The following is a 13,300-nucleotide window of genomic DNA, read 5'->3' on the forward strand; positions in this document are numbered from 1 at the left end:
TGGTCAATTCAACACCCCCGCAACCCACCCGCGCGAGACATGACCCACGATTCGCTTCGGTTCTACACCCACGAATTTCGCGTTGCCTACCACCAGACCGACGGGCAACGCAGGGTCCATCACTCCAATTACCTGAACTACTTCGAAGACGCCCGCGTGGAAATGCTGCGGGCCGGCGGCGTTCAGTACAAGGACATCGAAGATTCGGGGTGTTTGCTGGTCGTGACAGAAATGAATGTCCGGTATTTCGCCGCCGCGGAGTTTGATGACTGGCTCCGGCTCGAAGTCGAACTGACCGAGATCCGCAAAGTCCGCCTGCGTCATCGGTACGAAGTGTTTCGCGACCAACTGCTGATCGCCAGCGCCGAATCCACGATCGCCAGCGTCGGACGCGACGGTCGGCCGAAGAAACTGCCTCAAAAATTTCTCGATTACGCCCGGCTGGCTTGGCCCAGGGACCACCAAAAACCGACTTGATTTCGGCCCGAGCTGGATTTCACCCTGCCCAGCGGCCAAATCGGCCACGGCCCGTTGCCATCTGCCCGCGATAGCCAGATTTCCCTGGCATATGCTGCGGGAATTCCTACAATAGACTGCGTCCCACCAGACGCCGGACGGTCGCGACAAGCTCGCCACCCCCTCCCTAGAACCGTCCAGCCCCACCCCACAACCCGCCACCCTCGGTACATCTGTGTCCGAATCCGCGCTCGCGATTCTTCGTTGCATCACGCGCCCGTGGTGTCGCCTGAACCAGCTCCGTCCCGGATGGTGCTGTGCGCCGATGGTCGCGTGGATCGTGCTGATTGGCCCTCAGTACATGCTCTTTGCCGAAGACACGGAAACGCAATCTGCCGATTCGACGGCACAGGAAGATCACACGGCGTTGGCAACATGGCAGCAGACGGGTTTGCCGCTGATGCAAGCCTACTGCGTGGACTGCCACAACAAAGATTTCCAGGAAGGCGGACTGGACCTCAGCCCGTTTGAGACGCTGGACAATTTGAGTGCCGCGGAGGTGCAGCGGGTTCTGGAAATGGTGCAGTTCGGGGCGATGCCGCCGGCGGACTACGACACCCCCGAGATCGACGAGCGCAAGCAGCTGGTTTCGGCGTTGGAAGCCACGCTCTACACGTCGACCTGCGATGCCCGCCCGAAAGCTGGCAAAGTGACGGTGCGACGACTCAACCGGGCCGAATACAACCACTCGATCCGCGACCTGTTTGGCTTGGACCTGCGTCCGGCCGACGCTTTCCCGTCGGACGAAGTCGGTGCCGGGTTTGATAACAACGGCGACGTGTTGTCGATGAGCCCGATGCTGATTGAAAAGTACATCGACGCCGCCGAAACGGTGTCCCGGCAAGTGCTGGTCGATCCGGACGATTTGCCCGAGCTGTCTCGGGACGTGCCCGGTGACCAACTGCCGATCTTCGGCAAGCCCGCAATCGGGCGATTCGGCGGTCGTTTCCTGGCACCGGAAGAATTCGCGTGGTTGGACCTGGATGTCCCCTACGAAGGCGAGTATCGGATTTCGGTCCGCGGCGGAACGACATCGAAAGAACAACCTCCGATGCACGTCGCGATCTACGACGCACAAGGTGTGCTGAAGGCTTTTGATCAGCTTGACTATTACGGCGGCGGTGGCAGTTCCGACTCCTGCCGCGAAACGATTGAATTGACCCAGGGATCGCACCGCTTGTACTTCGTCCCCACCGACGCCGAAGCGGATCTGAAAGTCGGTGAGACGAAGTTCCAGCAGTTGGACGCGTTGACCGACGAAATCGTCAAAGAGACCAAAGCGGGTCTGGGTAAAGTCAACAAGCCGGACGACCAAATCCGCTGGCAAGATCACCCCTACATGTTTCGTTCGCTGCAAGTCAGCGGCCCACGCAAGCACCCGGCTTCCGCTTACCCGCCTGCCCAATTCCAGATCTGCCCGCACACACCGCCGCGGCGCGACGACCGCTACCAGGAGGTTGCCGAAACCGCAGCCAAGAACCTGACGCCGCTGATGCGTCGCGTCTTCCGCAGTCCGGTCAGCGACCAGGACGTGGAACCCTACGCCGCGTTGGTCCAGCAAGCGACCAAAGAAGGCAAATCGTTTCATCGTGGGATGCAGATCGCGGTCTCCGCGTTGCTGGTCAGCCCCCGGTTTCTGTTTCGTGTTGAAACACCACCGTCGGACACCGAGCCGAACGAGTTTGGTGACGTCCCCCTGACGCCCCACCAACTTGCGACACGTCTGTCTTACTTTCTGTGGAGCAGCACGCCCGACGAAACGCTGCTGAAACTTGCCGATGATGATCAGCTCTCCGTCGAACAATTGGGGCGACAGGTCGATCGGATGCTTAAGGATCCGAAAGCCGACGCATTGGCTAGCGAGTTTGCTTCGCAGTGGCTGGGGCTCCGCAACCTGACTCAACACGAGGCGGATCAAGAACGTTTCCCGTCCTTTGATGACGAATTGAAATCATCGATGGCCCGCGAAACGCGAACGTTTTTCCTGCACGTGTTGCGAAACAATTTGCCGGTCAGCGAATTCTTGACGGCCGATTATTCATTTCTCGACCAGCGACTGGCCGAGCACTACGGTGTCAATTATCAGGGAGAAGGCTTTGAAAAGGTCTCTCTCAGCACGACGCCTCGTCGCGGGCTGTTGGCCCACGCCAGCATCTTGACGTTGACCAGCACGCCGACGCGAACGAGTCCCGTTTTGCGTGGCAAATGGATTCTGGAAAACGTGCTGGGGATCAAACCGCCGGATCCTCCGGCCGGTGTTCCCGATCTGGACGAAACCGCGGCGGCCGATGACAACGCGACGCTGCGGGAACAACTGGAACTGCACCGCCAATCGTCGACCTGCGCCTCTTGTCACCGGGTCATGGACCAACTCGGTTTCGGCCTGGACGACTTCGACGCGGTGGGAATGTTCCGCACCAAGGACGCCGGCAAGCCGATCGACGCCAGTGGGGCGTTGCCCGACGGACGCTCCTTCAATGGCGGCGCCGAGCTGGGCAAGATGCTCGGCGAAACCGAAACCGACGCGTTGGCCAGGACGTTGGTCAAACGGATGTTGACGTTTGCGTTGGGGCGAGAGTTGACCCCCGACGACCGCTGCACCGTCGATGAAATCGTCGCCAAGGGCAAACAAAACGAATATCGCCTGGCGGACATCGTCAGCGACATCGCCACCTGTCGCCAATTTCGACTTCAAACCATCACCACCCCGTAGGAACGAACGATGAATCTGAACGACTTGACGCTCGACCGACGAACGATCCTGCGTGGCGTTTCCGCTGCTCTCGGTTTGCCCCTGCTGGAAGCCATGACTCCCATGGCCCGAAGTGCCTTCGCATCGGCTGACGCGGTCAAACGACCGGTCCGAATGGCGTGCGTCTTCGTGCCCAACGGCGTGATCGTGCCCAAATGGAGACCGACCGGCAGCGAACGCGATTGGCAACTCTCCGAAACGCTTCAGCCGTTGTCACCGGTCAAGGAAAAGGTCAACGTGATCTCAAACCTGACGCTGGACAACGGTCGCGGTTACAAAGACGGCGCGGGTGACCACGCCCGCTGCGGCGCCACGTTCCTGACCGCCGCACGACCGCTGAAGACCAGCAGCAACATTCGCTTGGGGGTGTCGGTCGACCAGGTTGCGGCTTCGCAATTGGCCGGCCAGACCCGTCTGCCGTCGATCGAGCTGGGACTGCTGGGAAGCCGCAACGCGGGCAGTTGCGATTCCGGATACAGCTGCGCCTACAGCAGCAACATTTCCTGGCGAAACGAAACGCAGCCGATGCCCAAGGAAACGGTTCCGCGACTGGCCTTCGAACGGATGTTCGGCGGCGAGAACGCCGCGGCCCGACGTGAGACCAACCGAACGCGTCAAAGCATCCTGGATGTGGTCCGCGGCGACGCCCAACGCTTGATGAAACAGCTTGGCAAGAATGACCGTCGCAAGATGGACGAATACTTCACGGGCGTTCGGGAAATTGAAAGCCGCATCGAACGGATCGAACAGGAAGACGCCACGGCGATGCCCGACCTGGATGTCCCCTACGGCCGCGTCGAGGCATTCCGCGAACACGCGCGATTGATGTTTGACCTGATGGTCGTCGGGTTCCAAACCGACACCACCCGCGTCGCCACGCTGATGCTTGACAACGCCGGCGGCAACCGACGCTACACCGAGATTGGAATCAAGGACAGCCACCACGGGATGAGTCACCACCGTGACAAACCCGAACTGGTCGGCAACCTGCAAAAAATCGACCGCTACTTGGTGGAACAGTTTTCGTATTTCCTGCAAAAGCTGGACGCGACCGAAGACGCCGGCGGTTCTTTGCTGGATCAATCGATGGTCCTCTATGGCAGCGGGATCAGTGACGGAAACCGTCACCGGCACGAAGATCTGCCCATCGTGCTTGCCGGGAGTGCCAGCGGCCAAATCGAGACCGGACGATTCATCGACGCCGGGGATGAATGCCCCATGGCGAACCTGTTCCTGAGCATGTTGGACTTGATGGGGACTCCTGCCGAATCGATCGGCGACAGCTCTGGACGGCTGGACAAGCTGGCCTGAATCGGCGGGCGACAGCGCAGATTTGCGGATACCTGGTCCATCCGTCTTCGCGCGTGACGAAGACCGCGTGGTCGTCACCGCCTGCCGGTCCCAGCCTCTACAATCGCGGACTTGCCGGCACCCTCCCGACACCGCGAGACTCCCCATGAAGCCCTCCCTGTTGTGCCTTGTCGCGTCGCTCTGGTTCGCCTCCCTGGCTGACGCCGCACGCCCGATCAATGTGATCCTGATCTTTGCCGATGACCTGGGATACGGGGACGTGGCGTGCTTCCATCCGGAAGGGCCATTCAAGACGCCCCGACTGGATCGGATGGCCGCCGAAGGCGCCAAACTGACCAGCTTCTACGTCCCCACGCCGTACTGTGCCCCGTCGCGCGGCACGATCTTGACCGGTCGGTATCCGTTTCGGCACAGCGTCGTCCGCAACCCTTCACCCGATTCGGGTGCGTCCAATTTCGGTCTCCCGCAGGAGGAGGTCACGTTGGCGGAACTGCTTCGTCCGAACGGATATGCAACCGCCGCCTACGGCAAATGGCACTTGGGACACCGACCGAAATGGCTGCCTCGCACGCAGGGCTTTGATGAGTATTACGGCATCCTGTACTCCAACGACATGTACCCGGTGCAGTTGGTGGAAAACGAGTCGGTCGTCGAATACCCGGTCGTTCAGGCTTCGTTGACTGACCGCTACACCGATCGCGCTTTGGACTTCATCCAGCGGAATCGCGACCGACCCTTCTTCCTGTACCTGCCGCACGCGATGCCGCATAAACCGTTGGCGGTGAGTGACAACTACTACACTCCGCAAACACGGGACGATTTGTACGCGGATGTCATCTCGGAACTCGATGCGTCCATCGGAAGGATCCTGGACAAACTGCAACAACTGTCCTTGGACGAACAGACGCTGGTGATCTTCACCTCCGACAACGGCCCCTGGTACGGCGGATCGACCGGTGGGTTGCGGGGCATGAAGGGTCGGACGTGGGAAGGCGGGATCCGCGTCCCCATGATTGCCCGGCTACCCGGGGTGATCCCCGCCGGAATCGAAAGCGACCAGATCGCCGGCACCATCGATCTGCTACCGACTATCTGCAAACTGGTCGGAGTGGAACCGCCGCAGGACCGAGTCATCGACGGACGCGACATCACCAATCTGCTGTGCCAGAAGAATAGCCCCAGTCCCCACGAAGCGATCTTTTCCATGCAGGGAAAGCAGCTGGCCACGATCCGGTCGGGAAAGTGGAAGCTGCACGTTCGCAATCCCGGTCCGCCACGATTCCATCAGCTGACCGACGCCCAGCTTGCATCCTGGATTGATCCGCGGGCGCCCGATGGCGTCACCATTCTGGCTCCCTACGAACAAGCCCAACCCACCCAACATCCGGGTCTGATCTCGGGCGCGGATCCCAAAGCCATGATGCTGTTTGACTTGGAACACGACCCGGGAGAACAGAGGGACGTGGCGGATGAGAATCCCGACGTGGTGAAGCGTCTCCGACAGCAGTTCGAGAAGGTCGCGTCGGAAGTTCCCGATTATCCCGATCCCGAATCGGACTACCTGTTCGCCCCGCCCGCCCCCGGCCAGGGCCGCCAGCTGATGCGTTTGATCGGCGGTGAGCTTCGCTACGATCGCGTTCCCGCGTCGCAACAGCACCTGTTGAAAAAACCCTGATGGCTCGTCGAACTGCCGGGACTCCGCTCGGGCGGGTGAAGCCTCGTCCCGCCGGCCTGTACGTCAAAATGATGTCGCGAACGTCATCACCCTGATCACAGGCGGCATCGGCCGGGGGGAAGTCCTGAAAAGCTTGCAAAATTTTTTTGCCCACGTGTTTCACGCGGTTTTCACGGATCCTTGAAGCGGCGAACGCCAAAAGAGGCATGGCCGATGCAACTCTTTGCAGCGTGCGGGAGATGCACCAGACACTCTCCCAACGGAACAATCCATGACGCCTCCAACTCGGAAGGACCAAACCCATGAAACGCTTTCTCAAGTACCTTGCCATTCCCCTGTTCGCCTTCGCCCTGGTGTTCGTCACTGGTGACCGAAACGCCAACGCTGGCGGCTTCAGTTTGAGAATTGGGGGATTCGGAAACCCGTACTACTCCCGCGGGTTTTCCATCGGCAACAACTATTACCCGCGGACCTACCGCTCCTATCGGTACGGTGGTGCTTATCGTCACTCGTATCGGCCCCACTACGACTATCATCCGCCGTCCGTCTACCGACACGGGAACCACTACGATTACGTGCCGGGACATTACGACTTTCATCAGGGTGGACATCACGGCCACCACGGACATCACTAGGCCTGGCCTGAAACGTCCAAAAGACCTCGTCGCAGCCGTCGCCAAGCGCCGGCTGCGTGCGCGTTCGAAGCCGTGGCGAGGGTGTCGATTGACTGGACAGCACCACTTCGGGAGAGCCGCGTGGCGTTAGACGCGGGTTCTCTCGCGTCAATCGGCGGCGAGCGCCTTGCCGCTCACAGCACTGCAAATCGCAGTCTTCTTGATTGAAAACGCTGCCCCGCTAGCGCAACGTCTTCAGATACGCCACCAGATCACGAACCTCCTGGGCTGACAACACGTCGGTCATCGTGGGCATCAGCGAGACCTTACGCTCCGCCACCTCTTCGATCTGATCGGTTGGAATCTGGATCTCCGTTCCGTCCTGTGTCAGCAACATCGTCGATTCATCGGTTTCCGAAACGATCACCCCCTGAGCCACCGAGCCGTCGGCCAGCAGCAATGTTTGCGTGTTGTACTTGGGCTCGATATCTGCACTGGGCAAGACGATAGCGCGCAGCAAGTGGTCTGCGTCCCGCTGCCTCGCGATCTTGGTCAATTCCGGCCCGATCTCACTGCCTTCTTTCCCGACTCGGTGACAACGGACGCACTGGGCACGGACGTCGGTGCGGAACATCTGCTCTCCGCGCCCAGCGTCGCCTCCGTCCCGGGCGAAATGAAACGGAATCAGATTGGCCGACTCGACGGTCTGCAACTCGGGTAGCTGCTGAACCGCATTCCAGCGATCTTCCACCATCGGGTTTTCGGCGGCCCGACTTTGCAACGCTTGCCAGACGTCCAAACGCAAACCGTTTGGCAACTTGCCGGTCAGAAAGTCCTTCGCCAAATCGTTGATCGCCGCATCGGCTTTGGCGGTCCCCAATTCCGCCAGCCCAGAAACGCACGCCTGGCGAACCGCCAGACTCTTGGCTTTCAATTGTTGTTCGATCACCGCGCCGGCGCGTTCCGGCGAGACCTGAACGAGTAATCCGATCGCACGACTGGCAATCGCCGGCGACGGATCCTCAGCAAGCTCTTGCAGCAGCTCCGCCGCTCCGGAACCGGCCTCGGCCAGAGTCTGCATCGCTTCCATTCGCAAATCGTCAGGAAGAGACCGGTCGGTGGCCATCGCTCCGAGGGCTTCGCTGGACAAATCGATCTTGAGCTGCCGCGACGCCTGGACCGCGGCGATCCGCAGGGGAGTGTCACTGTCGGTGACCAGTCGGGCCAACAAAGTCGCGCAGGCATCGCGATCGATCTCACGTCCAGGCTCGTAGGCCCTGCGGCGACCGTCAACTCGATCCAACAGAGGAGGATCCATCCACTGGCCGAGTGCCTGACAGGCGTTGCGTCGCATCGCGATCGATCGACCAGCGTCGGCAGCAAACGCCATGACCGCTGCGGCTCGCGCCGAAGATCCCAAGCGAAAATTCGCGTTGATGCTGCGGAGAACCATCGGGGTTGGCCGAGATTGCGTTGCGTTCAAGGTGGATGCGAGCGCGCCCATCGCCTGTGGAATCGAGCGGTCGTCGTGAATCGCACGCGCCGCTTCGGTGGCGATATGGTCCGAGGGGTCATCCAAAAACGCCGCGATGAGCGGACTTTCCTGACGGCGTAGTGCCAATGTTGCGCACAGACGTCGACTCTCCGAATGGCTTTCCGCTTGGTCGGCCAAGGTTTGCGCGTCGCTGCAGGCCGCCAATCCCGTCACCAGGGCGTGTCGCAAGTAGTGCTGATGCTCCTCCAAAGAATCCGACTGCCGCAGCAGGACTTCGGTCGCATTGCCGCTGGGTTGGCGTCCCAACGCCAGCGCCGCGTGAATCCGCACGTGCGGGTGTTCGTCATGAAGCAACGGAATCAGGACTTCCGGATCACTCTCGTTGATCTCTCCCAACGTCTTGGCCGTCTGGGCCCGGATGATCCAGTCCGGATCGTTCAGATAATCATTCAAGCCACTCGGATCGACCCCGCCGGAGCGTGACAACTGTCCGAGGCCCCAGATCGCATGCAGACGGGCGAGTTGGAGCGCCTCAGGATCGGCCGCGACAGCTTGCAACAGGTCACCGCGCTCGCGTCGCACCAAAGCGAATTGGGCCCGCAGGCGGACCCGTTGATCGACGTTTGCCAGTAGCCGGACAAGGTCTTCCGCCGTCAGCGTGTCCAATCCCGATGAAAGCAGGGCGAGAGCAGATTCGCGATCGTTCCTGTCCTGCTCCGACAAGGCGGAGGGCGGGACGTCAATCCGAATCACGCTTCCGGATTGGTTCAACGGATACCCGCCTCCCCAATCGACTCCGTACAGACCGCCGTCGGGACCGAACGCGATTCCCACGATCGGGTCGCCGCTACCGATCACGTGCGAGTCAACCATTTGAAAGGAATCGCCGTCGACCTGCGTTCGAAACGCGTACTGCGAACCGTTGGGCGCGCCAGTCAGAAAGAAGTAGTCACGGTACGCTGACGAAAGCGCCGCCCCCGGGTTGAATTTGAATCCGGCTGGACCGTCGTAGTAGTGACGGATCGGCGGGATCAGATAGGCGGGATGATCTTCCCCCGCGAGTTCCCACAGCTTTTCATCGGTCCAGGGATTGTATTGATCCCCGCGATACTGGTAATTGCATCGCCAACCGGCATCCATTGCGTCGACGATCCAAACGAAACGCTCTTGTTCCTTGGGCTGATCCGCATCGTTGTCGACGCCAAAGAGATTCCCGTATTGGTCGAACGCGACTTCCTGCACATTCCGCAGACCGTGCGCAAAGACCTCGAAATCAGACCCATCCGGGTTGCACCGCAGGACGCCGCCCTGGTTTGGAAAGTCGAACACGCGACCATCGTCCGCCGTGACGTGAATCCCCTTGTCACCGATGGACCAATAAACCTTTCCGTCGGGGCCGACCGTCAATCCATGCATGTCGTGTCCCGCGTACGCGATGTGCAATCCGAATCCGGTCGCCATCACTTGCCGCTCATCGGCCACGCCATCACCGTCGGTATCGGTCAATTTCCAAACATCCGGAGCGATCGTTGCCCAAACCGATCCGTCCCAGTGCATCACTCCAGCGGCGATTCCAGTGACTTCGCTTTGAAACCCTTCGGCAAACAGGTTGATAGCGTCCGCCCGACCGTCGGCGTCCTGATCGACCAGGCGGTGGATGCGTTCACTGATCACGGTCAAATCACGCCAGTCATGCTGCCCATCCTGATTCACATCTTGCACATGTTCCGCCTGGCGTTCCTGGTCCCCACCGACCGCCAGGACGCGATGCAAGAATTCGCGTTTGGCCTCCACACTGTTCAGGCCGACGTCATCGGGAATCCAATCCTTGTGCATCCGAATATCCAGATCCTGGATCTTTCGGCGCTGCGTCTGGGTCACGTACACGTCACCGTTATCAGCCACGCTGATGGCGACGGGATCGGGGACGTTGATTGCTCCGCTCCAACGCTCGTATTTCAACGGCACCCGCCCGCCCCGCCCAGGATCAAGGACCGGCTCCGGATCTGCCGGTGATGGATCTGCCGGTGACTGGGCACAGGCGGTCACCGCGATGGGAGGACTGGACAACACTCCGACAAGCAGCAGCCGGAACAGGAAGGACAAACGGAAGTTGGACATCGAAGTTGCGACCGGGGCGTCGAATGATTCAAAGGGGAGAAACCCCGCTAGTTTAGCATGCGTCCCCTGATCGCACGATCACCACTTCGCCCATGCGTGCCGCCAGCGAACGAGTGAAACAAATGGCGTCGATCGCAATGGCCCAAACAACGCCTGGTCGAGTTCGGACCGGCTACGGCATTGGCCTTCGCCAACGAACATCTTGCAACCACTCGGGTTTCTGCCGGGTCTCCTCCATGGCCGTGCTTTGGTCAAAGTGCGGGTTCTTCTGGGGGACCTCGCAACCGACTTGATCCATCCAATCCCGCACCTGCTGCCGCAGCTTGGCCACACGCTGCGGCTGCTCGGAGGACAGATCCTGCTGCTCGCCGGGATCCGCCCGCAGATCATACAACTCGGCTCGATATCCGGGTCGGTAGCGATGACCGTCGTCAACGCGGTCCCCGAAGAACTCGATCAATTTGTACTTGCCAACGCGTATGGAAACGCTGGGCGTCAATCCCCAGCGAAGATCATAGAACGGGTAGTATTGAAACAGCGGACGCTGGGCGAAATCCATGTCCCCCTGGTCGCTCAGCAACGGCATCAGGCTTCGGCCGTCCAGCGGGTGATCTCGCGGCGCCGTTGCCCCGGCGACTTCAAAACAGGTTGGCAAGACATCGATCACGTGGACGGGCGCCCGCACCACGGTGCCGGGTTTGATTCGACCTGGCCAACGCACAATCATCGGGACTCGGACGCCGCCTTCGTAGATCGACCCTTTACCGGCCCGCAGCGGAGCATTGTCGTACTCGCGCACTTCCACCGGAAAGATCGGACTCTCCGGATTCGGTGACGCAACGGATTTAAAATCCAGCTTCTCGTCGATGCCGCCATTGTCGCTCATAAAAATCACGAGCGTGTCGTCCGCGATTCCCAACCGATCCAGCCGATCCATCACACGACCAACGCTGCGGTCGATGCACTCCAGCCCCGCCAAATAAACGGCACGGTTGGGCCCCACGTCTCCGTAACCCCGGTCACGGTACTTTTGCGTTAACGCGTCGGGCGCCACCACCACGCCGTGGATCATGTGGTGCGAGAGAAAACAAAACCAGGGCCGGTCACGGTGTTTCTCGATGAAGGCAAGCGTTTGATCGGTCAATTGCGAGACACCGCGGTCGGCACCCGGCTGAAAATGTCGATCGGACAGCAGCGGTGGCGCGAAATCAAATCCGTACTCCCCCGCAGCTTCAGGATGCAGACCACGGTAGTTGCCGTCTTGATTGGACGTCAGGTGCCACTTCCCAAAGATCGCCGTCGCGTATCCCGCCAAGCGAAGACCCTTGGCCAATGTGAACGTCTGCCGCGAGTAATTCTCCAGGAACATCGGTTCGGTCATTCGCGCTCTCGGATACCCGTACCAACTGAGCACATGCCACAAGCCGTGCCGGGCGGTGTACTGACCGGTTAACAAACTGGCTCGCGTCGGTGTGCACTGGCTGGTGACGTAGGCATCCGTAAAACGGGCCCCCTGCTCCGCGAGCCGATCCAGGTGGGGCGTGGGCACGATCTTGCCTCCGTAGCAACCGAGGGTCGGCCAGCCCTGATCATCCGTCAAGATCAACAGAATGTTCGGACGTCCGGGCGGACTGGCGACCAACGAGGATCCGCACAGCCACTGCGTCATGACGCCGATGGCAAACAGCAGGACCGAAGTCGCCACGCTGCAAGGAAGAGGACAACCGATCAGCCGGCGGCGATCAGATTGTGTCACGGTGAAGACGGATGACATGAGAAAGTACAACCGGGTTGATTGGAACGTCCATCTCGATGGAAGCGTGTGCCCGCGGCCGCGCGACCGACGATGCATCCACCCAATCACCAGCAACGCACCGCCCAAGTCAGCCCAGCAAGCGGGATGCTTGCGGGGGCATTTGGCGACACCTACCATGTTACGCGATGAGGCATCCGTCGTTCGTCGGAGGTGTTCAGTTCTCTGGGATGGCAGCGACACAACGTGAGGAATGGCGAGATGAGCGAGACGAGCGGGAAAGAGTCGGCTGCCTTGACGCACGCAGAACTGTTGCAACTGAAACGCTGGAACACACCGACCATCTACAACGGTTGGGAACAAATCACCCATCGTGATCCCGCTGCCGATGCCTTCAACCTGGAAGAAACACGCGACTTCATGCCGCAAATGGGGCCGATGGTCGGCTACGCCGTGACGGTGGTCATTGCTCCCAGTGACAAGCGGCACCGAGAAGCCAATCCCCAGGCATGGGAGGAATACCGACAGTATCTCGCGGACGTCTCCGGCCCCAAAATCGTCTGCGTCCAAGACCTCGACAAGCCCCAGGTCATCGGCTCATTCTGGGGCGAGGTCAACAGCAACGCGCATCGGGCGCTCGGCTGCGTTGGCACCATCGTGGACGGCGGCATTCGTGACGTGGACGAGATGACGAACGCGGGCTTCAAGGCACTTGCACGGCGTCTGTGTGTGGGCCACGCGCACTCCCATCCGGTGCGGTGGAATTGCCCAGTCGAGGTTTTCGGCCGATCGGTTTCCCCCGGCGATTTGATCCACGCGGACAAACATGGTTTCCTGGTGATTGAACGCGAGGAACAGGCGGGACTGCTGGAAGCCGCCCGATTCATGGACACCAATGAGTGCCAAACCGTCATTGCGGCGGCACGGAACTCGGCCGGACAATCCTCCGACGATCTCCTGAAGGCGTTGAACGATGCCGGTCGCCGTTTCAAAGAAAATGCGCGCCAGAAGTTCGCGCGAGACGGTGAGTGGTGAAACGCGGTGCAATTCCCTTCATCTTCCA

The 13,300-nt window shown here is 60.4% G+C and carries 8 protein-coding genes; 6 read left to right on the forward strand and 2 right to left on the reverse strand.

All coding sequences use genetic code 11. The features are described 5' to 3' along the window. Positions 1 to 39 precede the first annotated feature (39 nt). From FYK55_RS10025 to FYK55_RS10045, 5 genes are all read left to right on the forward strand, one after another. Positions 40 to 477, forward strand: coding sequence for an acyl-CoA thioesterase (locus FYK55_RS10025; protein ID WP_150076247.1), 438 nt, complete (start codon positions 40 to 42; stop codon positions 475 to 477). Positions 478 to 796: 319 nt separating this feature from the next. Then, positions 797 to 3,229: a DUF1592 domain-containing protein gene (locus tag FYK55_RS10030; protein ID WP_235908562.1), complete on the forward strand. Its 2,433-nt coding sequence runs from the start codon at positions 797 to 799 to the stop codon at positions 3,227 to 3,229. A gap of 9 nt (positions 3,230 to 3,238) precedes the next feature. Beyond that, a complete protein-coding gene (locus FYK55_RS10035) occupies positions 3,239 to 4,579 on the forward strand; it encodes a DUF1552 domain-containing protein (RefSeq protein ID WP_150076249.1) in 1,341 nt (446 codons plus the stop codon). A gap of 145 nt (positions 4,580 to 4,724) precedes the next feature. After that, on the forward strand, positions 4,725 to 6,254 hold the full coding sequence (locus tag FYK55_RS10040) for a sulfatase family protein (protein WP_150076250.1): 1,530 nt from the start codon (positions 4,725 to 4,727) through the stop codon (positions 6,252 to 6,254). Positions 6,255 to 6,556: 302 nt separating this feature from the next. Then, on the forward strand, positions 6,557 to 6,889 hold the full coding sequence (locus tag FYK55_RS10045; RefSeq protein ID WP_150076251.1) for a hypothetical protein: 333 nt from the start codon (positions 6,557 to 6,559) through the stop codon (positions 6,887 to 6,889). Between the two features lie 220 nt (positions 6,890 to 7,109). Here the strand turns inward: FYK55_RS10045 and FYK55_RS10050 are convergent, their stop codons facing one another. Continuing rightward, positions 7,110 to 10,484 carry a PVC-type heme-binding CxxCH protein gene (locus tag FYK55_RS10050; RefSeq protein WP_150076252.1) on the reverse strand — a complete coding sequence of 1,125 codons (3,375 nt, stop codon included), beginning with the start codon at positions 10,482 to 10,484 and terminating at the stop codon, positions 7,110 to 7,112. 172 nt (positions 10,485 to 10,656) lie between these two features. Further along, a complete protein-coding gene (locus FYK55_RS10055; RefSeq protein ID WP_161604407.1) occupies positions 10,657 to 12,258 on the reverse strand; it encodes a sulfatase in 1,602 nt (533 codons plus the stop codon). A gap of 240 nt (positions 12,259 to 12,498) precedes the next feature. On the opposite strand from FYK55_RS10055, the gene FYK55_RS10060 reads away from it, so the two are divergent. Further along, positions 12,499 to 13,272: an RraA family protein gene (locus tag FYK55_RS10060; protein ID WP_150076254.1), complete on the forward strand. Its 774-nt coding sequence runs from the start codon at positions 12,499 to 12,501 to the stop codon at positions 13,270 to 13,272. Positions 13,273 to 13,300 lie beyond the last annotated feature (28 nt).

Source organism: Roseiconus nitratireducens (assembly GCF_008629675.1).
GTDB classification, from domain to species: domain Bacteria; phylum Planctomycetota; class Planctomycetia; order Pirellulales; family Pirellulaceae; genus Stieleria; species Stieleria nitratireducens.